At 70.7% G+C, this 21,521-nt stretch carries 22 protein-coding genes; 9 read left to right on the top strand and 13 right to left on the bottom strand.

Annotated features, from left to right (window positions below; translation table 11 throughout):
• The first annotated feature begins 182 nt into the window (after positions 1 to 182).
• Positions 183 to 866 carry a hypothetical protein gene (locus tag ACFYWS_RS05250; protein WP_389269748.1) on the top strand — a complete coding sequence of 228 codons (684 nt, stop codon included), beginning with the start codon at positions 183 to 185 and terminating at the stop codon, positions 864 to 866.
• Positions 867 to 916: 50 nt separating this feature from the next.
• Here the strand turns inward: ACFYWS_RS05250 and ACFYWS_RS05245 are convergent, their stop codons facing one another.
• Genes ACFYWS_RS05245 through ACFYWS_RS05235 form a run of 3 tightly spaced genes read right to left on the bottom strand, consistent with a single transcriptional unit; the run spans position 917 to position 3,937 of the window.
• On the bottom strand, positions 917 to 2,050 hold the full coding sequence (locus ACFYWS_RS05245; protein WP_389269746.1) for an Mrp/NBP35 family ATP-binding protein: 1,134 nt from the start codon (positions 2,048 to 2,050) through the stop codon (positions 917 to 919).
• Between the two features lie 44 nt (positions 2,051 to 2,094).
• Positions 2,095 to 2,664, bottom strand: coding sequence for a DUF1003 domain-containing protein (locus tag ACFYWS_RS05240; protein ID WP_389269744.1), 570 nt, complete (start codon positions 2,662 to 2,664; stop codon positions 2,095 to 2,097).
• Positions 2,654 to 3,937 (bottom strand): magnesium transporter MgtE N-terminal domain-containing protein, encoded by a 1,284-nt coding sequence (locus tag ACFYWS_RS05235; RefSeq protein ID WP_389269742.1) that lies wholly within the window; start codon positions 3,935 to 3,937, stop codon positions 2,654 to 2,656. Before ACFYWS_RS05235 ends, ACFYWS_RS05240 begins: the two co-directional genes overlap by 11 nt.
• A 293-nt stretch (positions 3,938 to 4,230) precedes the next feature.
• On the opposite strand from ACFYWS_RS05235, the gene ACFYWS_RS05230 reads away from it, so the two are divergent.
• Positions 4,231 to 4,938, top strand: a complete 708-nt coding sequence (locus ACFYWS_RS05230; RefSeq protein ID WP_389271708.1) for a hypothetical protein — start codon at positions 4,231 to 4,233, stop codon at positions 4,936 to 4,938.
• A 93-nt stretch (positions 4,939 to 5,031) separates the two neighbouring features.
• On the opposite strand, the gene ACFYWS_RS05225 is transcribed toward ACFYWS_RS05230, so the two are convergent.
• A complete protein-coding gene (locus ACFYWS_RS05225) occupies positions 5,032 to 5,541 on the bottom strand; it encodes a hypothetical protein (RefSeq protein ID WP_389269740.1) in 510 nt (169 codons plus the stop codon).
• 22 nt (positions 5,542 to 5,563) lie between these two features.
• Complete coding sequence (locus tag ACFYWS_RS05220; RefSeq protein ID WP_389269738.1) at positions 5,564 to 6,694, bottom strand: magnesium and cobalt transport protein CorA; 1,131 nt, start codon at positions 6,692 to 6,694, stop codon at positions 5,564 to 5,566.
• Between the two features lie 499 nt (positions 6,695 to 7,193).
• On the opposite strand from ACFYWS_RS05220, the gene ACFYWS_RS05215 reads away from it, so the two are divergent.
• Positions 7,194 to 7,784, top strand: a complete 591-nt coding sequence (locus tag ACFYWS_RS05215) for a suppressor of fused domain protein (RefSeq protein ID WP_389269736.1) — start codon at positions 7,194 to 7,196, stop codon at positions 7,782 to 7,784.
• Between the two features lie 7 nt (positions 7,785 to 7,791).
• On the opposite strand, the gene ACFYWS_RS05210 is transcribed toward ACFYWS_RS05215, so the two are convergent.
• Positions 7,792 to 9,087, bottom strand: coding sequence for an MFS transporter (locus tag ACFYWS_RS05210; RefSeq protein WP_389269734.1), 1,296 nt, complete (start codon positions 9,085 to 9,087; stop codon positions 7,792 to 7,794).
• A gap of 192 nt (positions 9,088 to 9,279) precedes the next feature.
• On the opposite strand from ACFYWS_RS05210, the gene ACFYWS_RS05205 reads away from it, so the two are divergent.
• The 3 genes from ACFYWS_RS05205 to ACFYWS_RS05195 all read left to right on the top strand — a co-directional run bounded on the left by ACFYWS_RS05205 (position 9,280) and on the right by ACFYWS_RS05195 (position 11,608).
• Positions 9,280 to 9,918: a DUF6758 family protein gene (locus tag ACFYWS_RS05205; protein ID WP_389269732.1), complete on the top strand. Its 639-nt coding sequence runs from the start codon at positions 9,280 to 9,282 to the stop codon at positions 9,916 to 9,918.
• Between the two features lie 162 nt (positions 9,919 to 10,080).
• Positions 10,081 to 10,944, top strand: a complete 864-nt coding sequence (locus ACFYWS_RS05200; protein ID WP_389271705.1) for a PHP domain-containing protein — start codon at positions 10,081 to 10,083, stop codon at positions 10,942 to 10,944.
• Positions 10,945 to 11,002: 58 nt separating this feature from the next.
• Entirely contained in the window at positions 11,003 to 11,608 is a 606-nt protein-coding gene (locus ACFYWS_RS05195) for a MarC family protein (protein WP_389269730.1), read from the top strand.
• Between the two features lie 115 nt (positions 11,609 to 11,723).
• On the opposite strand, the gene ACFYWS_RS05190 is transcribed toward ACFYWS_RS05195, so the two are convergent.
• The 3 genes from ACFYWS_RS05190 to ACFYWS_RS05180 form a co-directional block, all read right to left on the bottom strand.
• The gene (locus tag ACFYWS_RS05190; RefSeq protein ID WP_306317966.1) at positions 11,724 to 11,876 is read right to left on the bottom strand and encodes a hypothetical protein; all 153 of its coding nucleotides are present in this window, start codon (positions 11,874 to 11,876) and stop codon (positions 11,724 to 11,726) included.
• Positions 11,877 to 12,133: 257 nt separating this feature from the next.
• Positions 12,134 to 13,009, bottom strand: a complete 876-nt coding sequence (locus ACFYWS_RS05185; RefSeq protein WP_389269727.1) for an alpha/beta fold hydrolase — start codon at positions 13,007 to 13,009, stop codon at positions 12,134 to 12,136.
• A gap of 81 nt (positions 13,010 to 13,090) precedes the next feature.
• Complete coding sequence (locus ACFYWS_RS05180) at positions 13,091 to 15,493, bottom strand: DEAD/DEAH box helicase (RefSeq protein WP_389269725.1); 2,403 nt, start codon at positions 15,491 to 15,493, stop codon at positions 13,091 to 13,093.
• A 515-nt stretch (positions 15,494 to 16,008) separates the two neighbouring features.
• Between ACFYWS_RS05180 and ACFYWS_RS05175 the strand changes: the two genes are divergently transcribed.
• Positions 16,009 to 16,773 (top strand): ferritin-like fold-containing protein, encoded by a 765-nt coding sequence (locus tag ACFYWS_RS05175; RefSeq protein WP_389269723.1) that lies wholly within the window; start codon positions 16,009 to 16,011, stop codon positions 16,771 to 16,773.
• Between the two features lie 60 nt (positions 16,774 to 16,833).
• On the opposite strand, the gene ACFYWS_RS05170 is transcribed toward ACFYWS_RS05175, so the two are convergent.
• The 4 genes from ACFYWS_RS05170 to ACFYWS_RS05155 form a co-directional block, all read right to left on the bottom strand.
• Positions 16,834 to 17,109, bottom strand: coding sequence for a hypothetical protein (locus ACFYWS_RS05170; protein ID WP_389269721.1), 276 nt, complete (start codon positions 17,107 to 17,109; stop codon positions 16,834 to 16,836).
• 185 nt (positions 17,110 to 17,294) lie between these two features.
• Positions 17,295 to 17,522: a DUF3107 domain-containing protein gene (locus ACFYWS_RS05165; protein WP_389269719.1), complete on the bottom strand. Its 228-nt coding sequence runs from the start codon at positions 17,520 to 17,522 to the stop codon at positions 17,295 to 17,297.
• Positions 17,523 to 17,692: 170 nt separating this feature from the next.
• A complete protein-coding gene (locus ACFYWS_RS05160; RefSeq protein WP_267069320.1) occupies positions 17,693 to 18,334 on the bottom strand; it encodes a TetR/AcrR family transcriptional regulator in 642 nt (213 codons plus the stop codon).
• Positions 18,335 to 18,532: 198 nt separating this feature from the next.
• The gene (locus ACFYWS_RS05155) at positions 18,533 to 18,751 is read right to left on the bottom strand and encodes a hypothetical protein (RefSeq protein ID WP_389269717.1); all 219 of its coding nucleotides are present in this window, start codon (positions 18,749 to 18,751) and stop codon (positions 18,533 to 18,535) included.
• Positions 18,752 to 18,959: 208 nt separating this feature from the next.
• Between ACFYWS_RS05155 and ACFYWS_RS05150 the strand changes: the two genes are divergently transcribed.
• Together ACFYWS_RS05150 and ACFYWS_RS05145 are read left to right on the top strand one after the other, a co-directional pair.
• Positions 18,960 to 20,009 carry an alpha/beta fold hydrolase gene (locus ACFYWS_RS05150; RefSeq protein WP_389269714.1) on the top strand — a complete coding sequence of 350 codons (1,050 nt, stop codon included), beginning with the start codon at positions 18,960 to 18,962 and terminating at the stop codon, positions 20,007 to 20,009.
• A gap of 224 nt (positions 20,010 to 20,233) precedes the next feature.
• Positions 20,234 to 21,484 (top strand): DUF3152 domain-containing protein, encoded by a 1,251-nt coding sequence (locus ACFYWS_RS05145; protein WP_389269712.1) that lies wholly within the window; start codon positions 20,234 to 20,236, stop codon positions 21,482 to 21,484.
• The last annotated feature ends 37 nt before the right edge of the window (positions 21,485 to 21,521 follow it).

The following is a 21,521-nucleotide window of genomic DNA, read 5'->3' as shown; positions in this document are numbered from 1 at the left end:
CCCGGGCGCGGCCCGAACCACCTCGAACCACCCCTAAAGCGGCTCAACCACGCCTGACGAAACCGGGCCCCGCGGACCCGGTGTGGCATCCTGCCTTGTTGTTGCGCGGACCGGACGTGAGTGAACGCCCGAGGGGGGCGGGCCGCGCCGGTCCGTAACTGAGCGAGGAGGCGGCCGGGTACATGGAGACGACGAGTCGGGTAGGCGCGCAGGCGCCGGTCACCGAGGGGGCCGGCGAGGCTCTCACGGCCCGGCGCACGGTCGACGGCTACCTGCTGGCGCCCTTCCCGTGGTACGGCCTCGACGAGGCCTTCACGGGACCGCGCTGGCTGATGCAGGTCGGCACCACGGCGGAAGGCTCCGTCGAGCACGGTTCGATCGGGCACGGTGACGAGCCCTCCGTACGCAGCGAGCTCACGGAGGACACCGAGCGCTTCGCGGTCGTCGTGACGATCGCCGCCAATCCGGTACGGCGCACCGCCGACGGCACCGGCGTCCTGGAGGCCACGTCCGTCGCCTCGTCGGCCTGGCTCGCCGGCGTCGGACTGCTCTCGTACACCTGGCCGGTGCAGATGGACCACACGCTGCGCGACGACTGGCTGGAGCAGCAGACCGAGACGGCGTGGGTGCTCGCCGACGACCTCGCGTCCGACGACTGGGCGACGCTGACGCTGCCGGTGGACGGGGTGCCGACCCCGTTCCACTACCGGGAGTCCGAGTACGGCTGGGTGCTCGCCGGCTCCACGCAGGCCGGGGTGCACCTGGGTGCGTACGGGCGCGGCATGAGCGCGTACGGGCTCGGGTTCTCCGCCGTGAAGGACATCGCGGCGCTGGAACCGGATCCGGAACCGCAACCGGACGCGTGACGAAGAACGGCGGGCCGCCCAGGAGGGCGGCCCGCCGTTCTGTCGAACCGTCAGAACTTGTTGCGCGGCGTGATCCCCAGGGACATCCCCGACAGACCGCGCTGACGCCCGCTGATCTTGTCCGCGATGTCGCGCAGCGCCGAGCCCGCGGGGGAGTCCGGGTCGGTGAGCACGATCGGCTTGCCCTCGTCGCCGCCCTCGCGCAGGCGTACGTCGATGGGGATGGAGCCGAGCACCGGCACCTCCGCGCCCGTGGTCCTGGTCAGGCCCTCGGCGACCAGCTTTCCGCCGCCCGTGCCGAACACGTCGACCATCTCGCCGCAGTGCGGGCAGGGCAGCCCCGACATGTTCTCGACGACGCCGACGATCTTCTGGTGCGTCTGCACGGCGATCGATCCGGCCCGCTCGGCGACCTCGGCGGCGGCCTGCTGCGGCGTGGTGACGACCAGGATCTCGGCGTTCGGGACCAGCTGGGCGATCGAGATGGCGATGTCGCCGGTGCCGGGCGGCAGGTCGAGCAGGAGCACGTCCAGGTCGCCCCAGAACACGTCGGCGAGGAACTGCTGGAGCGCGCGGTGCAGCATCGGTCCGCGCCACACCACCGGCGCGTTGCCCGGCGTGAACATGCCGATCGAGATGACCTTCACGCCGTTCGCCGACGGCGGCATGATCATGTCCTCGACCTGGGTGGGCTTGCCTTCGGCGCCCAGCATGCGCGGGACGCTGTGCCCGTAGATGTCCGCGTCGACGACACCGACCTTCAGGCCGTCGGCCGCCATCGCGGCCGCCAGGTTCACCGTCACCGAGGACTTGCCGACGCCGCCCTTGCCGGAGGCCACCGCGTACACGCGGGTCAGCGAGCCCGGCTTGGCGAAGGGGACCTCGCGCTCGGCGGTGCCGCCGCGCAGCGCGGTCGCCAGCTCCTTGCGCTGCTCGTCGCTCATCACATCGAGGGTGACCTGCACTTCGGTCACGCCCTCGACGGCGGCGACGGCGTCCCGCACGTTGTTCTCGATCGTGGAGCGCATCGGGCAGCCCGAGACCGTCAGATACACGGTGACCGCGACGACTCCGTCCGCACCGATGCCCACCGATTTGACCATCCCCAACTCGGTGATGGGGCGGTGGATCTCGGGGTCGTTCACTGTCGCGAGTGCCTCGCGCACCGCGTCTTCCGTAGCCATGCACCCGAGTCTACGGCGGGGTAACCCGCACCCGGAAAGCCCTGTCAGCGGTCGTCTACGTCACGTCCCCGCGTCCGCTCCGCGGGGAATACCCCCGGCCCCGGAGCTGACTGCCGCTGCTCCTCCAGCTCCCTGATGAGATCCTGCAGCTCGGAGCGGATCCAGTCGCGCGTCGCGACCTCGCCGAGCCCGATCCGCAGGGCCGCCATCTCGCGGCTCAGATACTCGGTGTCGGCGATGGAACGCTCGTTCTGCTTGCGGTCCTGTTCGAGATTGACCCGGTCGCGGTCGTCCTGCCGGTTCTGCGCGAGCAGGATCAGCGGGGCGGCGTACGAGGCCTGCAGCGACAGCATCAGTGTCAGGAAGATGAACGGGTACTCGTCGAAGCGCAGATCGGCGGGCGCGACGATGTTCCACAGCACCCACACGATGATGAGCACCGTCATCCAGACGATGAACCGGCCCGTCCCCAGGAAGCGTGCGATCCGCTCCGAGAGCCTGCCGAAGGCCTCGGGGTCGTAATCGGGGATCAGCTTCCGCTTCGGCGCGCGCGGCTGGTCGAGCCGGATGCGCGGCCTGCGCGGGGCGTCGCGCTCGCGTTCCTCAGTCGGCATGGTTCACCTCCCCGGCCAGGTGGAATTCCTGCTCGCGCCAGTCCTCGGGCAGCATGTGGTCCAGTACGTCGTCCACGGTCACGGCGCCGAGCAGCGAGCCGCCGTCGTCGACGACGGGCGCGGCCACCATGTCGTACGTCGCGAAGAACCCGGCGATCTCGGGCAGCGCGGCCGCCGGGGTCAGGGCCTGGAGATCGTCGTCGAGGATCGAGCTGACCATCGTGTACGGCGGGTCGCGGAGCAGCCGCTGGAAGTGGATCGTGCCCAGGTACTTGCCGGTCGGCGTCTCGTCCGGCGGCCGGCACACGTACACCTGCGCGGCGAGCGCGGGGGACAGGTCGGGATTGCGGATGCGGGCGAGGGCGTCCGCGACCGTCGAATCGGGGCGCAGCACGATCGGCTCGGTCGTCATCAGGCCGCCCGCGGTCCGGTCCTCGTACGCCATCAGGCGCCGCACGTCCGCCGCCTCGCTGGGCTTCATCAGGTCGAGGAGGCGTTCCTTGTCGTCCTCGGGGAGTTCGCCGAGGAGGTCGGCGGCGTCGTCCGGGTCCATCTCCTCCAGGACGTCGGCGGCGCGCTCCTCCTTCAGCTTGCCGAGCACCTCGATCTGGTCGTCCTCCGGGAGCTCCTCCAGGACGTCGGCGAGACGCTCGTTGCTGAGCGCGGCGGCGACCTCCGCGCGGCGCTTGGGGGAGAGGTGGTGCAGCACGTTGGCGAGGTCGGCGGGGCGCAGCTGCTCGAACGTGGCGAGCAGGCTCTCCGCGCCCTGCCCGTGCTCCTCCAGGTTGAAGCCGTCGACGCCCGACCAGTCGACGGTGATCGCCTCTCCCTTGGCGCGCCGGAACGCGCCGCGCTTCGGAGGGCTCTTCCGTACGAAGACGCGGTCGATCTCCCAGTCTCGGCGCGCGGGCAGTTGCTGGATGGAGACGTCGAGGACGGTGACCTCCTCGCCGGTCTCCACGAGCCGTACGCGCCGGTCGAGGATCTCGCCGAGGACCAGGCGCTCGGTGGGCCGCTGCTCGAAGCGCCGGACGTTGAGCACGCCCGTGGTGATGACCTGGCCCGACTCGATCCCGGTGACACGGGTCATCGGCAGGAAGATGCGCCGCCGGGTCGACAGTTCGACGACGAGCCCGAGCAGCCGCGGCGGTCTGCGGCTCACGCGCAACATCGCCACCAGGTCGCGCACGCGGCCCACCTGATCACCGTTCGGATCGAAGACGGCGATGCCGGAGAGGTGCGAAACGAAGATCCGGGGAGCGCCTCCAGCCATACCGTCGCGCGCCTCCTTCCGTGTTTCATTCGCTTTCGTCCGGATATGCGGCCAATTTCCCGCCCAGGCTAGCCGCTCCCCGCCCCCCGCGCCTTTGTACGTCGGCCACCCGACCCGGACGGGTAACCGCAGATCGCGGGGGTACGCTGCCGTACCTGCCCACCCGTCTCCCACCACCGCCCTCAACCGAGGCGCTACGCGCCGCCCCCCTCCATTCCCACCCAAGCTGCCGTACGAGAGGTAGTCCGCCCGTGACCCCGCGCCCCCTCACCCGCCGTACCCGCAGGACACTCATGGTGGGCGTGATGTGCACGGGGCTCGCGGTGGGCCTCGCGGCGTGCGGCGAGGAGGACCCGGACGCGGGGACGAACGGCGTCGGCAAGCTGACCCCGGCCAAGATCCAGTCCCGTACGGTCCGGGCGGCCCGCGGCGCGGACGCGGTGCACGTCGCCGGCACGGTGGTCGTCAACAAGAAGACGTACAAGCTGGACATGCGGCTGAAGGCCGATGGCGGCACGGGGTCGGTGAGCACCGGCGGCGGCACGTTCCAGCTGCTGCGGGTCGGCGACCACCTGTACCTCAAGGCGGGCGCCGGTTTCTGGACGCACTCCGAGGACGGCCAGGACGGCCACGGGGCGGGCGACGCCGCGCAGAAGCTCGACGGCAAGTACGTGAAGGTGCCGAAGGGCGACCCGGCCTACCAGCGGCTGAGCACCTTCACCGACAAGAGCGTGCTGCTCGACGGCCTGCTGGCGCTGCACGGAGCGCTGGCGAAGGGCGAGCGCGGGTCGGTGGGCGGTATGCGCACGGTCGAACTGACCGGCGACAAGGGCGCGGGCGGCACCCTCGACGTGTCCCTGGAGGGCAGCGCGTACCCGATGCGCCTGGAGCGGGCCGGGGGCGCCGGCACGATCCAACTCAGCGACTGGGGCAAGAACTTCACCCTCCGCGAACCCAAGTCCACAGAAACGGTCGACTACGGCCAGGCCCTGCCGGGCTGACCCGTCCCTGGCTTGTCCTCAATCGCCGGACGGGCTTGATAAATCAAGCCCGTCCGGCGATTGAGGACACTTCCGGGGCGGAGCCCCGAGGCGTCAACGCCGGCGCCGCAGAAGCTTCGGCAGACCAGCCGGCACAGGGTTCCGCGTCGTGGCCGGCGACCCCACCGGGACCGCGGCCAGCGACCCGTCGGCCACCGGCACCGTCTCCCCGCCCACAGGCTCAAGCCGCACCACCCGGCACTCCCGAACCCACCGCTCCAGCATGGTCTCGGAGTCCGGCGCGTTCAGCCGCTTGCCCTTCAGCTCACCCACGACGGAGTCATACGCCTCCGTACCCGGCGCCAGCTCGACCACCGTCGCCCGCCAGCCGACGAGCCGCCCGCCCTTGTCCTTGCTGCGCACGGTGACGAGCGCCGCGCCGCCGTCGACGAGGTCGGGCAGCGGCTGCTCGCCGGGCCCGTCGCCGACGAGGCACGCCGCGCCTTCGTGCCACACGTGCCACAGGGCCCGCTCGACGCCCCGGTCCCCGCGCACCCAGATCAGCCCGGACTTCTTCGTGGCCTCCTCGACGAGGGCGGCGTCGAGCAGTTCAGCAGTCGTCATACGGAAAGCGTAGCCGCGGCGTTCACAGCCACCCGTTGCGCTTCAGCATCCGGTGGATCGAGAAACAGGCGGCGACGGTGACGCCGAGCACCAGCGGATAGCCGAACCGCCAGTGCAGCTCCGGCATGTACTTGAAGTTCATGCCGTACACACCACAGACCATGGTCGGTACGGCGATGATCGCGGCCCACGAGGTGATCTTGCGCATGTCCTCGTTCTGGGCGACGGAGGCCTGCGCCAGATTGGCCTGGAGGATCGAGTTCAGCAGCTCGTCGAAGCCGATGACCTGCTCCTGCACCCGCTCCAAGTGGTCGGCGACGTCCCGGAAGTACTTCTGGATGTCCGGGTCGATCAGCCGCATCGGCCGCTCGCTGAGCAGCTGCAGCGGGCGCCGCAGCGGGGCGACGGCCCGCTTGAACTCCAGTACCTCGCGCTTGAGTTGGTAGATCCGGCCCGCGTCCGAGCCGCGCGGGGAGCCCTTGCCGGGCTGCGAGAAGACCTCGGTCTCGACCTCGTCGATGTCGTCCTGCATCGCGTCGGCCACGGCCAGATACCCGTCGACCACGTGGTCGGCGATCGTGTGCAGCACGGCGCTCGGGCCCTTGGCCAGCAGCTCGGGGTCGTCCTGGAGCCGGTGCCGCAGCGCGCGCAGGGAGCCCTGGCCGCCGTGCCGGACGGTGATGAAGAAGTCCCGCCCGGTGAAGCACATGACCTCGCCGGTCTCCACGATCTCGCTGGTGGCGGTGAGTTCGGCGTGCTCGATGTAGTGGATGGTCTTGAAGACGGTGAACAGCGTGTCGTCGTAACGCTCCAGCTTGGGCCGCTGGTGGGCGTGGACGGCGTCCTCGACGGCGAGCGGGTGCAGCCCGAACTCCGCGGCGATACCGGCGAATTCCTCCTCGGTCGGCTCGTGCAGGCCGATCCAGGCGAAGCCGCCGTCGCGCCGCACCTGGTGCTTGGCACCGCCGGGGGTGAGGTACTCGGAGGACGGGACGCGGACCCCGTCGCGGTACACGGCACAGTCCACGACGGCCGAGCAGGCCGCCGCGTCACGCGTGAAGTCGTACGAGTTGCGGGCCTCGTTGGCGTACGGGGCGACGCTCTTGCGCAGCGAGGGACGGACGGCGGCTCGCAGGTCGCGCATCATCGACATGGGCAGGCTCCTTCGCGGGCGGGAGTCGCCGCGCGTCGGGTGGAACCACCCGGAATGAGGACGTCCTGGTCAACCGGGAACCGGGACATGCTGCACGTCCACAAAGCGGGAAGCACCGCACCGACACTGGGCGGCTTCGCTGACTGATTCAGATCACGACATCCGAGGCGGGCGTCGATGAGATCAGGGGAACGAAGTGCTCTTCCGGCAGGCGCGGCCAGCACGGTGTGCGGCTGACTGCGAGTGAGATGAGGCCCTGGGCCCTACAGGCCGGAAGAACGGGTAGTACTGCACGGTCGACTTCGATCCATGACAGCCCCACCTCCTCCGGCCGGTCCCCCGTGGGGGACGTGAAACGGGTCGGTTTCCCGACGGGCCCGCGTAAGGCCCTCGGCGGACACGCACTGCGTGTTGTCCCGACCAGCGGCCAAGACTATCAGCCGACCGGCGAAAGCGGGCCCCGTCCATACCCGTTGAGCGAGAGATCTATGCTCGCGGGATGGCAGAAGTTCTTGCGCTGGTGGAGGCGCGACTCCGGACAACCCTGGGTGAACCGGACGCACGCGCGGCGGTCACCTTCCTCGGCACCGACCGGATCGAGGTGTTGCGCTTCACAGACGCCTCCCAGAACGTGGTGCGCTACGCCACCCTCGGCATGTCCGCGTCCCCGATGACCGACCCCACGGCGGCCCTCGCCGACCCGGTCGCGGGCCCCCGCGCCGAGCTGGTCCTGACCGTCCGCGCCGGCCTCGCCGACACCGACAAGGTGCTCCGCCCGCTCGCGGTCCTCGCCGCCTCCCCGCAGGTCGAGGGCCTCGTCGTGGCACCGGGCGCCTCGCTCGACGTGGGCGAACCGCTGTGGCCCGGCGCTCCGTTCACCTCGGCCCTCGTCGCGGAGCCGGGCGGTCTGGTGGAGGACCTGGACCTGGACGAGCCCCTGGAGCCCGTACGGTTCCTGCCGCTCCTTCCCATGACGCCGAACGAGGCGGCGTGGAAGCGGGTGCACGGCGCCGCCGCGCTCCAGGAGAAGTGGCTGGACAGCGGAACGGACCTGCGCGACCCACTGCGCAAGTCCGTGACACTGGACTGAGAACCGGTCAGTTCGCGTACACCGAGACGCTGTCCTCGGTGGCGTGCTTCGGCTCCAACTCCTCGGGCAATGGGGTCTCCCCTGCTCGAGCGGATTCGAGAGCTTGGGGAAGGGTGAGCGAGCTCCTGCGCACCCAGACCACGACCGCACCGAGCACCGCGGTGACCGCGGCGACCACGAACGGGATGTGGATGTTGGTCCACACCTCGATCTTCGGCGCGAAGAACGGTGCGGCCGCGGCGGCGAACCACCGGACGAAGTTGTAGCCGGCGCTCGCCACCGGCCGCGGCGCGTCGGAGACGCCGAGCGCGAGCTCGGTGTAGACGGTGTTGTTCACGCCGATGAAGGCGCCGGACAGGATCGTGCAGACGATGGCCGCGGTGTGGTTGCCGTACCCGAGGACGAGCACGTCCAGGGCGAGCAGCACGAGCGAACCGCCGAGCACCTTGAGCGAGCCGAACCTGGCTTGCAGACGCGGTGCGACGATCACCGAGAACAGCGCGAGCAGCAGACCCCAGGCGAAGAACACCGCGCCCGACTTGTACGGGGTCATGTTCAGCACGAACGGCGTGAAGGCCAGCACCGTGAAGAACGTGTAGTTGTAGAAGAAGGCCGAGATCGCGGCGGACGCGAGGCCGCCGTGGCCCAGCGCCTTGAGGGGGTCGAGGATCGACGTCTTCTGCGCGGGCTTCGGCTGTTCCTTCAGGAACACGGTGATGCACAGGAAGCCGATGGCCATCAGGGCGGCGGTGCCGAAGAACGGGTAGCGCCAGCTGGCATTGCCGAGCAGTGCGCCGACGAGCGGCCCGCAGGCCATGCCGAGCCCGAGCGCGGACTCGTAGAGGAGGATCGCGGCAGCGCTGCCACCGGCGGCGGCGCCGACGATGACCGCCAGCGCGGTCGACACGAAGAGCGCGTTGCCGAGGCCCCAGCCCGCGCGGAAGCCGACCAGTTCCCCGACGGAACCGGACGTGCCCGCGAGCGCCGCGAAGATCACCACGAGGGCGAGGCCGACGAGGAGGGTCTTCTTGCCGCCGATGCGGCTGGAGACGAACCCGGTCACCAGCATGGCGATGGCGGTGATCAGGAAGTACGAGGTGAAGAGCAGGGAGACCTGGCTCGGTGTCGCTTCGAGGCCCTTGGCGATCGACGGCAGGATCGGGTCGACGAGGCCGATGCCCATGAAGGCGACGACGGATGCCCCGGCGGTCGCCCAGACCGCCTTCGGTTGACGCAGGATGCTGCCCGCACCTGCGTCGAACGTGTCCCCTTCGGCGGGACCCCCTGTACTGGTCTGGCTCATGCCCACTGCTCCTTCGAGTCCTTCGAGCCCTCCGGTTCTTCGACCGGATCGTTGGCGTATACACATAATAATTTAGAGCCGCTAATTAATGCAAGCTACACGTATTGGCCCTGGTCGGGACGCCACGGCGGTGCCCTCCGGACGGGTGATCGTCCTTGACGCGGCGCGGGACGGGGAGGACCGTGGGGCTCTATGAGGGGCGAACCCAGTTGCCCGAAGTGTGGTGGCCGGGTCAGGGCTCCCGGACTCTTTGCCGACTCCTGGCAGTGCGATGTGCACGGGACCGTGCACCCGATGCAGCCCGTGATCCCGCCCAGTGTCGAGGCGCTCAGCGTCGTGGTGCGGCGCGCGCGGGTGCCGGTCTGGATGCCGTGGCCACTGCCCGTCGGCTGGCTGTTCACCGGCGTGGCCAACGCGGGGGACGAGCGTCACGGAGGCCGCGCCACCGCCGTCGCCTGCTCGGGCCCCGGACCGCTGGGCGGTGCCGGTGAACTGGTGCTCGTCGCCGAGGAGCTGGGCGTCGGACTCGGCGCGCGCTACGCGGGGATTGACGGCCCTGACCCCGGCCCGTACATGGAGGTCTCGGGTCCCCCGCAGGCCAAGGTGCTCGCCGCGGGCCGGCCCACCCCGATGTGGCACGTCTCCGGCACCCCGGACGACCGGGCGGTCTTCGCCGGCGAGGCGCGTGGCCTGTGGCTGTGGGCGGTCGTCTGGCCGGAGCAGACGGGGGTGCTGATGTACGACGAGCTGGTGCTCACGGACCTGCGGGACGCGGGGGCCGAGGTGGATCTGCTGCCGTGCGGGGCGCTGTCGCCGCGCATCGTGCAGTGAGCCCCAGGGGGCGGGTGGGGTAAGGGGTCCGCGCCTGGTTCGGTGGTGACGGGGGTGCTGGAATCCCCGTTATCCTTGAGCGGTCCCCGTCAGTCCGTCAGCCTCATCCGCGCCATTCGTGGCATCCGTCCCGTCAGCCCGTCGAGCCTGGAGTACGCAGCCGTGCGCATCGATCTGCACACCCACTCCACCGCTTCCGACGGCACGGACAGCCCGGCCGAACTCGTACGGAACGCCGCCGCGTCCGGCCTGGACGTCGTCGCGCTCACCGATCACGACACCACGCGCGGGCACGCCGCGGCCGGTGCGGCCCTGCCCGAGGGGCTGACCCTCGTCACCGGCGCCGAGCTCTCCTGCCGTCTCGACGGCGTGGGCATGCACATGCTGGCGTACCTCTTCGACCCCGAGGAGCCGGCGCTGCTCGCCGAGCGCGAGCTGGTCCGCGACGACCGGGTGCCGCGCGCCAAGGGCATGATCGCCAAGCTGAACGAGCTCGGCGTCCCCGTCACCTGGGAGCACGTCGCCCGGATCGCGGGGGACGGTTCGGTCGGCCGCCCGCACGTCGCCTCGGCGCTGGTCGAGCTCGGCGTCGTACCGACGGTCTCGGACGCCTTCACGGACGACTGGCTCGCCGACGGCGGGCGCGCGTACGTCCCGAAGCACGAGACCGACCCCTTCGAGGCGATCCGGCTCGTCAAGGCGGCCGGCGGCGTCACCGTCTTCGCGCACCCCGGCGCCGCCAAGCGCGGCCGCACCGTGCCCGAGCCGACGATCGCGAAGCTGGCGGAGGCCGGGCTCGACGGCATCGAGGTCGACCACATGGATCACGACGCCGCGACCCGCGACCGCCTGCGCTCTCTCGCCGCCGACGTCGGCCTGCTGGTCACCGGGTCCTCGGACTACCACGGCAGCCGCAAGACGTGCGTGCTCGGCGAGTACACCACCGACCCCGAGGTCTACGGGGAGATCACGCGGCGCGCCACGGGCGCCTTCCCGGTGCCGGGCGCCGGCGGACACTGCGCCTGACGCGCCCCGTACGCACCTCGACCCACCCTTCCGCACCACTCTCGCAAGGCACCCCACCGTGTTCGACGCTGCCGTCTTCGGATCCCTTTTTCTCACGCTTTTTGTGATTATGGATCCCCCCGGAATCACCCCGATCTTCCTCGCCCTCACCGCGGGCCGCCCCGCCAAGGTCCAGAAGCGCATGGCCTTCCAGGCGGTCTGCGTCGCCTTCGGCGTCATCGCCGTGTTCGGCGTCCTGGGCAACCAGATCCTGGCCTATCTGCACGTCTCCGTCCCCGCCCTGATGATCGCGGGCGGTCTGCTGCTGCTCCTGATCGCGCTCGACCTGCTGACCGGCAAGACGGACGAGCCCAAGCAGACCAAGGACGTGAACGTCGCCCTCGTGCCGCTCGGCATGCCGCTGCTCGCCGGGCCCGGCGCGATCGTCTCCGTGATCCTCGCCGTGCAGGACGCGGACTCGATGGGCGACCAGCTCTCCGTCTGGACCGCGATCATCGCGATCCATGTGGTGCTGTGGCTGGTGATGCGCTACTCGCTGGTGATCATCCGCGTCATCAAGGACGGCGGCGTGGTCCTGGTGACCCGGCTCGCGGGCATGATGCTCTCCGCGATCGCGGTGCAGCAGATCATCAACGGCGTGACGCAGGTGATCCAGGGCTCCTGACCTGACCGCCCTGAGATCGTGATGGCCCTGGCCCCCTGGCGGCCCGGGACCACAGCGAAGCCCCCGTACGCATCGTGCGTACGGGGGCTTCGAAGTGTGGGAGTCGCTCACGCCGTTACGAGGCGGACGACTCTGCCGGGCGGATGTAGAGGCGCTGCCCGATGGCGGCGGCCTGCTGAACGATCCGGTTGACGGAGGCGGCGTCCACGACGGTGCTGTCCACGGCAGTGCCGTCGACATCGTCGAGTCGCATGATTTCGAAGCGCATGGGCTTCTCCCTTCGTCTGGTGATCCTCCTGAAGGAGAACTACTGGTGCGGGGCTTCTCAGCTTGATCCCGCCGTACGGCCGGGCGGTTGCCCGGCCGTTAAGAGTGAATTGCGCGGCAGTGGTGCCGCACGTTCCTACGGGTACAACGAGTTGCCCGCTGCAAACATTCCCTACGCTAAGGAAATTTTTCGATCGGCTAATTACTCGTGCGTCAGCAGAGCCGCGAGAGGCTCGTGAGGTGCTGTGAAGTGCTGTTCTACGTCGCCGGGTGGCGGTCCCAGAAGGCGGCGAGGGCGGCGGCCGTGGCCCGCGGCTGGTCGGTATTGGGGGAGTGCTCGGCCCCGGCCACGATGGTGCGCTCCGCGTCGAGGCGTGCCGCCATGTCGTCGAGGAGCGGCACGGGCCAGGTGTCGTCCCGCTCGCCCGACAGCACATGTATCGCGAGGCCGAGCGCGGCGAGCTCGTCGACCCGGTCCGGCTCCGTGCGCAGCTGGCCCGCCGTGGCGATGAGCTGGGCCGGGCTGTTCCGCATCCAGCGGCGGTGCAGATCCTCGCCGTCGCCACGGAGGTCGGCGGCGTCCTCGGGGGCGTCCAGGCCCTGGATCGCCTCCCACACCTGCGCCATGTCGAGCGCGGTGAGGGCGTCCTGGAGCAGCTTGGCGCGCTCCTGCTGGGGCTGCGCGACGGCGGCGGGGCCCGAGGACATCAGTGTGAGCGACGCGAACGGGGCGGGGTCCTCGATGACCGCCGCACGAGCGACGAGCCCGCCGAGCGAGTGCCCCAGCAGATGCACCCTGCCGGTTCCCTCGTCGGCCTGGAGCGCCGCCGCCTGCGCGAGCACGTCACGCGCCAACTCGCGCTGCCCGTAAGGCCGTTCGTCGTCCCTCGGGCCTTCCGACTCGTACTGCCCGCGGCCGTCCACGGCGATGCTCCGGTAACCGGCCGCGCTCAACGGAGCGTGCAGCTCGATGAAGTCCTCCTTGCTCCCCGTGAACCCGGGCAGCAGCAGGGCGGTGCCCCGGACCGGGCCCTCGGCCGGCTCGCCGGAGAGCGCGGCGAAGTCGCCACGGGCGGTGCGGAGTCGGTGCGCACGGGTGCCGGGCGGCGGGGTGAAGGTCGCGGGCCTGCTCATGTGCCGAGATTACGCGCCGCCACCGACAACGAAGGCCCGGACCCCGCAGCAGCGGGATCCGGGCCTTTCGCCGTGGACCGATCAGGCCTCGGGGGCCTCGACCTTCTTGCGCGTACGACGCGGCTTCGCCTCGACCGTCTCGGCGGCGGGCTCCGCCTTCTTCCGGGTCCGCGCGGCGGGCTTCGCCTCGGCGACCTCGGCGGCGGGTTCGGCCTTCTTGCGGGTGCGGGTCCGCGTGGCGGGCTTGGCCTCGGTGGCCTCCGCGGTGTCGACGACGGCCTCCGCCTTCTTCCGCGTACGACGCGGCTTCGCCTCGGTCACCTCGGCCACCTCGGCGACCTCGACGGCGGGCTCGGCCTTCTTACGGGTGCGGGTCCGCGTGGCGGGCTTGGCCTCGGTGGCCTCCGCGGTGTCGACGACGGCCTCCGCCTTCTTCCGCGTACGCGTGCGGGCCGGCTTCGGCTCGTTCGCGTCCGCCGCCTCCGCGACGGGCTCGGCCTTCTTGCGCGTACGCGCCGGCTTCGCCTCAGTGGCCTCGACGGTGTCGACCGCGGCCTCCGCCTTCTTACGGGTGCGGGTCCGGGTGGCGGGCTTGGCCTCGGTGGCCTCCGCGGTGTCGACGACGGCTTCCGCCTTCTTCCGCGTACGGGTCCGCGTGGCGGGCTTGGCCTCGGCGACCTCAACGGCGTCGACGGTCTCGGCGGCGGGCTCGGCCTTCTTACGGGTGCGGGTCCGCGTGGCGGGCTTGGCCTCGGCGACCTCAACGGCCTCGGCCGTGTCGACCGCGGCTTCCGCCTTCTTGCGGGTGCGCGCGGGCTTCGCCTTCGGCTCGGACTGCTCCGGCTCCGCGGCCGCCGGCACGGCTTCCACCGTCTCGACGACGGGCTCGGCCTTCTTGCGCGTACGACGGCGCGGCTGGGCGGGAATCTCCGCCTCGACCGTCTCCACGACCGCCTCGGCGGCGGGGGCCACCACCGGCGCGACCGACGGGGCGCCCGAACCACCGCGCGTACGGCGGCGACGACGCGGCGTCCGCGACTCCGCGGACTCCTCCGCCGGAGCGGGAACAGACGCGGACGCGGGGGCGGAGGCGGGCGCGGCCGTGGCCTCGCCGGCGCCGACCGGCTCGCCACCGCGCATACGGCGACGGCGGCGCGGCGTGCGCGCCGGGCGCTCGCGCTGTTCACGCTGTTCGCGCTGCTCCCGGTCCCGATCGCGGTCACGGCCGCGGTCACGGTCGCGGTCGCCACGACCACCACGGCCGCCGCGCGAGGACGACGCCCCGCGGCCACCGGTCTCGCCCAGGTCCTCGACCTCCTCGGCCTCGAGCCCGGCGCGCGTGCGCTCCGAGCGCGGCAGCACACCCTTGGTGCCCGCCGGGATGTTCATCTCCTCGTAGAGGTGAGGTGACGAGGAGTAGGTCTCGACCGGGTCGTTGAAGTTCAGCTCGAGGGCCTTGTTGATCAGCTGCCAGCGCGGGATGTCGTCCCAGTCGACCAGCGTGATCGCGATGCCCTTCTTGCCCGCGCGGCCGGTGCGGCCGATGCGGTGCAGGTAGGTCTTCTCGTCCTCGGGCGTCTGGTAGTTGATGACGTGCGTCACGTCTTCGACGTCGATACCGCGCGCGGCGACATCGGTGCAGACGAGGACGTCCACCTTGCCGTTGCGGAAGGCGCGGAGCGCCTGCTCGCGGGCGCCCTGGCCCAGATCACCGTGGACCGCGCCGGAGGCGAAGCCACGACGCTTGAGCTGGTCCGCGATGTCGGCAGCCGTGCGCTTCGTACGGCAGAAGATCATCGAGAGTCCGCGGCCCTCGGACTGCAGGATGCGCGCGACCATCTCGGGCTTGTCCATGTTGTGCGCGCGGTACACGTGCTGCGCGGTGTTGCGCACGGTCGCGCCCTCGTCGTCCGGCGAGGTGGCGTTGATGTGCGTGGGCTGCGACATGTAGCGGCGGGCGAGGCCGATGACGGCGCCCGGCATGGTCGCCGAGAACAGCATCGTCTGACGCTTCGCCGGAAGGTAGTTGATGATCTTCTCGACGTCGGGCAGGAAGCCCAGGTCGAGCATCTCGTCGGCCTCGTCGAGGACGAGCGCCTTCACGTGCGAGAGGTCGAGCTTCTTCTGCCCGGCGAGGTCGAGGAGACGGCCCGGGGTGCCGACGATCACGTCGACGCCCTTCTTCAGGGCCTCGACCTGGGGCTCGTACGCACGACCGCCATATATGGCGAGGACGCGCACATTGCGCACCTTGCCGGCGGTGAGCAGGTCATTGGTCACCTGCTGGCACAGCTCGCGCGTCGGAACGACGACGAGGGCCTGCGGGGCGTCCGTCAGCTGCTCGGGCGTGGCCCGGCCCGCCTCGACGTCCGCGGGTACGGTGACGCGCTCAAGGAGCGGAAGACCGAAACCGAGGGTCTTGCCCGTACCGGTCTTGGCCTGGCCGATGACGTCCGAGCCCGAGAGGGCAACGGGGAGGGTCATCTCCTGGATGGGAAAGGCATTGATGATGCCGACGGCCTCAAGGGCCTCCGCCGTCTCGGGAAGAATGCCGAGCTGACGGAAAGTCGAAGTCTGCGTAGTCAGGGTGTTGCCTCTTCTGTGAGGTGCGGCGCGAGGCGAACGCGGGGGTCGTGACCGTGCCGGTCGGTACACCGGACTCGAGCCGCGGTTTCTGCGGGGATCGGGTGGACCGGATGGCGCGGGACCACTGCCGACGCTCGAGCGCTCGTGCCGCTGAGGGCCCCTCCTCAGATCCGTACGCCTTGTGACGTACGACCCGGAGGGCTGTCGGGTCGGAGCCGATCGGGCCTCCGACCGGGCATCCTCATTCATGAGGCCCGTCCGGAGTGCGCACAGGCACCTTGGAGGCGCCTTGCACTCGGCGGGCTCTTTACCACCATACCCCGGAATCGCGCATGTGCGATGGCCGAATGGCGTACGTAGCCGTCGTCACACTCCTTGACCAGGGACTTACGCGACGTGGAGAGCGGGCTATTGTGCGCTTCATGGAGACGCCTGACAACGCCACGCCGACCGCCGAAGCAACCGAAGCAAACCAGGGCCTCACCGGTATCGCCGCCCAGGACTGGGCCACCTCGTCCACGGACGAGAACTATCGCGCCGCCGTCGTCGACCTGCTGGGCGCGCTCGCGTACGGAGAGCTGGCGGCGTTCGAGCGGCTCGCCGAGGACGCGAAGCTGGCGCCCACCCTGGGCGACAAGGCGGAGCTGGCCAAGATGGCGTCCGCCGAGTTCCACCACTTCGAGCAGCTGCGCGACCGGCTGTCGGAGATCGGCGTGGAGCCGACCGACGCGATGGACCCGTTCGTCGGCGCCCTGGACGGCTTCCACCGCCAGACCGCCCCGTCGGACTGGCTCGAGGGCCTGGTCAAGGCGTACGTCGGCGACTCCATCGCGTCCGACTTCTACCGGGAGGTCGCGGCCCGCCTCGACTCGGACACCCGCTCGCTCGTCCTCGCCGTGCTCGACGACACCGGGCACGCGTCGTTCGCCGTGGAGAAGGTGCGCGCCGCGATCGAGGCCGACCCGCGCGTGGGCGGCCGGCTCGCCCTGTGGGCGCGGCGGCTCATGGGGGAGGCGCTCTCGCAGTCGCAGCGGGTGGTCGCGGACCGTGACGCGCTGTCGACGATGCTGGTCGGAGGCGTGGCCGACGGCTTCGACCTGGCGGAGGTCGGCAAGATGTTCTCGCGGATCACCGAGGCGCACACCAAGCGGATGGCCGCGCTCGGGCTCGCCGCCTAGCGTCGCCTTCGGATTCTTCTGGCTCTTCTGGCTCTTCTGGTTCTTGTGTCTCTGCTGCGTCTACGCAGACGGATTCAGCTGCTGCCGCGCTCTGCCCCGGGTGGGGCGCAGCAGCAGTGAGAGCAGGGCCACGGACATCGCGACCGCGCCCACGAGCGTGGCGATCGCATGGCCGGGGCCCAGGGCGCTGTGGGTGACGAACGCCCCGAACAGGGCGCCCGCGACGCCCGTCGGCAGCACGAGCGTGCGTGACGGCAGCCGGTGCGGCAGTCGATGGCCCGCCCCGAGGGCGAGTGCCATGCCGAGCAGTACGGAGCCGAGAGCTTCGAGAAGCATGGTGCGGATACCTCCCGCGCGGCCTGTGGGTTCTCATCGGACGTAGCCGGTCTACCCCTGGCCTCCCGGGCGCAACCCTCCGCGCGGGGATCGGCTGTGCGCTCGCTGTGAACATGCAAAAGGCCTGATGGCAGCTGTGCCATCAGGCCTTTCACGTTCTGTCCGCGCGCCCCTTCCGGGAGGCTCTACAGCGGGCCGAAGCCCACCTTTCGCGCCGACGGTTCGCCGAGCTCGACATAGGCGAGGCGCTCGGCGGGGACGAGGACCTTACGGCCCTTCTCGTCCTTCAGGGAGAGGAGCTGGGACTTGCCGGACAGCGCCGCGGACACCGCGCTCTCGACCTCCTCGGCGGACTGGTCGCACTCCAGAACGATCTCGCGAGGCGTGTGCAGCACGCCGATCTTGACCTCCACGGCCTTGTCCCTCCGACGATCCGTGATGTGCGCGGAAAACCGCGCCGTACCCAGCAAAGATTAGCCCGGCCGGCCGAGACTCCCGGCGCTACGGCTGCACGCCAAGAGCGAACAGCCGGACGGGAACAAAGTGAACCGTGTGGCCGAGCCGTGTGCGCGCGGGCGCGTGCTCAGTGCTGCTCCGCCCCGTGCAGCGGGAAGCCGGCGATGCCGCGCCAGGCGAGCGACGTCAGCAGTTGCACCGCCGTGTCGCGCTCGACCGGGCTCGAACTGGAAAGCCAGTAGCGCGCGACGACCTGCGAGACACCGCCGAGACCCGTCGCGAGAAGCATCGATTCGTCCTTGGACAGGCCCGTGTCCTCCGCGATCACGTCCGAGATCGCCTCGGCGCACTGCAGGCTGACCCGGTCGACGCGCTCACGCACCGCCGGCTCGTTCGTCAGATCGGACTCGAAGACGAGCCGGAACGCGCCGCCCTCGTCCTCCACGTACGCGAAGTAGGCGTCCATGGTCGCCGCGACGCGCTGCTTGTTGTCCGTCGTGGAGGCGAGCGCCGTGCGGACCGACTGCAGCAGGGACTCGCAGTGCTGGTCGAGCAGCGCCAAGTAGAGCTCGAGCTTGCCGGGAAAGTGCTGGTAGAGCACCGGCTTGCTGACGCCGGCCCGTTCGGCGATGTCGTCCATCGCGGCCGCGTGGTACCCCTGCGCGACAAAAACCTCCTGGGCCGCGCCCAGAAGTTGATTGCGTCGGGCACGGCGCGGCAGGCGTGTGCCCTTGGGGCGCGCTGCCTCCGTCTGCTCGATGGCTGTCACGCCGCCTCCCAAGATTGTCCGTGCGCGGTGTGCGCCACGACGCCATCGTACTTTTGGGTAACCCTGATGTGCGCGGTGCGAGCGCAGAATTTCACGGACCGGACTGCTGTGAAAACCGCATGTAGTGAGCCTGATGTCACATCTGTGGTCACAAATGGGTGGATCGTGACGCACGGGTCACCGGCAGCGGCGTGCCGCTCACCGATAGTCGTCCTCGTCGATCGCGACGACGCGGGCCTGCTCCGCCCGGTCCGCCTCGTTCGCGGTGTCGGGGTCGGCCTCCGTGTCGGGCTCGTCGTCCTGCTCGGGCGCGAGATCCGTGTGCTGTTCCGCGGCGTCGGCCTCGGGGGTCTCCACGCCCGCCTCGTCGGGGCGGCGTTCCGTGAAGGTCTCGGGGTCGCTCGGGTCGACCGTCATCGGTGGCTCCCTTCCTCACCTGTCCGTGCGTGGACGGGTGCCCTGATATCGAGCGTATGAGACACCCGATCGGGGCGCGATGCGACCTTTGGGGATCTCCTGAGCTACGCGGGGGTCTTCTCGGTGCACCCGACCGGCCGCGCCGCGTTGTGGATCTGTGATGGCGAACACGCGATCCACTGCGTGATCGTCTCGTAACATATGTCGCATGTCTTCGACCGAGTCGCCGCGCGTGCCTGCCGTCATCGCTGCCGCGACGCCCACGCCGGGCGCCGTCGAAGTCGCGGAGGGGGAGCGCGTGCGATCGGTCGGGCTTCCCGGACTGACGCTGTCGGTCCGGGCCCGTCCCGGAGCGCGTGAGGGGCTGCCGTCCGCGCTGTACGTGCACGGGCTCGGCGGCTCGTCGCAGAACTGGTCGGCGCTGATGCCGCTGCTCGAGGACGTCGTCGACGGGGAGGCGATCGACCTGCCGGGGTTCGGCGACTCGCCCCCACCGGACGACGGCGACTACTCGGTGACCGGGCACGCGCGCGCAGTCGTCCGTTATCTCGATGCACAGGGCCGCGGCCCTGTGCATCTTTTCGGGAACTCGCTGGGCGGAGCCATCGCCACGCGCGTGGCCGCCGCGCGTCCCGATCTCGTCAGCACGCTGACCCTGGTGTCGCCCGCGCTGCCGGAGATCCGGGTGCAGCGCACCGCCCTGCCGACCGGCCTGCTGGCGGTGCCCGGCGTCGCCCCGCTCTTCACGCGCCTGACGAAGGAGTGGACGCCGGAGCAGCGGGTGCGCGGCGTCATGGCCCTTTGTTACGGAGACCCGAACCGGGTCACGCCCGAGGGCCTCAGAGTGGCCGTCGAGGAAATGGAGCGGCGGCTCCAACTGCCGTACTTCTGGGACGCGATGGCCCGCTCCGCGCGCGGTGTCGTGAACGCGTACACGCTCGGTGGGCAGCACGGCCTCTGGCGGCAGGCCGAGCGCGTGCTCGCGCCGACGCAGCTCATATACGGAGGGCGTGACCTGCTGGTCTCGTACCGGATGGCGGCCCGCGCGGCGCGTGCCTTCCGGGACTCCAGGCTGCTCACGCTCCCGGACGCGGGGCATGTCGCGATGATGGAGTATCCGCGGACGGTTGCGACGGCGTTCAGGGAACTCCTCGCCGACACCGAAGCGTTGAACAAGAGGCGCGGGAGCGCCAGTAGTGCCGGTGACGCAGTGAGTGACGCGTCCGGCACCGACGACCACACGACATTGGGGAGCTGAGGCGGCCTGTGGGACGGCATAGCCGCCGAGGATCGGCAGACGGCGCGGAGGACACCGCCGACGTGCAGGTGGAGGCCGAGGCGCCTGCCCCGTCGCGGCGGGGCGTGGGTTCCGGGCGCAGACGACGGGGACCCGCCGAGGTGCCGCCCGTACCGGTGCCACCGTCGGCGACCGGGCGGCCCCCTCTCTCGGGGCACACGTCCGCGCGTGCGGGGGCCGGGCCGGTGCGTGGCGGCCACCCCGAGTCTCGTGAGCCGGGTGGCGGCTGGGGCGCGTCCGCGCCGCGGGTCGCGGGCCCCGTCGCGTCGGCGCGCGGGCCCGAGCACGGTGTGCCGGGTCCCGCCGATCCGGCGTCGCCGGGTCCGCGGCCGCGGCGGGAGCGACCGGGCCAGGGCGCAGAGCAGGGCGCACCGGAGCAGGGCGCGCCGGTTCAAGGGCGCCCGCGTCAGGACTACATCGACGCGTTCGACGTCCCTGCGGGCTTCAGTGCCCCTGCTGGTTTCAGCGCGCCCGTGGAGCCCAGCGCCGCTACAGGTTTCGACGCCCCCGCTGGTACGGACCCGTACGCGCGCGTGGCCGAGTGGGACGCCGAGCCGCCCGCGCCGCCGGAGGACCGGACACCGGCCGAGTCCGACGGCGGGCGCGAGAAGCGCGGGCGGGGCATGACCTTCACGGGCATCGCCGCCGCGGCCGTCACCACCGTGCTCGCCGTGGTCGTCGCGGGGCAGGTGGCCGACAGGGACGGCGGCTCCGCGGGTGACACGCGGGCGCAGGCCGCCGAGGGCGGTCGCGCGGCCGATGGCTCCGCCTCGCGCACGGACGAACGGGCCGCGCCGAAGAAGCCGGCGCACGCCGCCCCGGCGACGTACGGGCAGAAGATGGCCAAGAAGTACCCGCTCGCGACGGACCTGAAGGCCTCCGGTTCGTTCGCGACGATCCCCGGGACCGACAAGGCGCCGGGTGGCGGGCAGGAGTTCCGCTACCGCGTCGACGTGGAGAAGGGGCTCGGGCTCGACGGGTCGCTGTTCGCGCAGGCGGTGCAGAAGACCCTGAACGACAAGCGGAGTTGGGCCCACGACAGTGCCCGTACCTTCGAGCGGGTCTCCTCCGGGAAGCCGGACTTCGTGATCACACTCGCGAGCCCGGGGACGACGGCCGACTGGTGCGCGAAGTCGGGCCTGGACACGACGGAGGACAACGTGTCGTGCGACTCGGCCGCCACCGAGCGCGTGATGATCAACGCGTATCGGTGGGCCCAGGGCTCGAAGACGTACGACCATGTGCTCGGCGACACCGCCATCCACCCGTACCGGCAGATGCTCATCAATCACGAGGTCGGGCACCGGCTCGGCTTCAACCACGTGAGCTGCTCGCGGGACGGCTCGCTCGCGCCGGTCATGCAGCAGCAGACCAAGTTCCTGACGTCCGACGGGATCACGTGCAAGCCCAACCCCTGGGCCTTTCCCAAGGGTTGACACTACGTAGCTATCTGTAGCCGTTCGATCTCTTAGC

The organism is Streptomyces sp. NPDC002795 (assembly GCF_042888725.1).
Lineage (GTDB): Bacteria > Actinomycetota > Actinomycetes > Streptomycetales > Streptomycetaceae > Streptomyces.
Note: the sequence above shows the minus strand (reverse complement) of the source record. Positions and strands in the feature narration are given on the sequence as shown.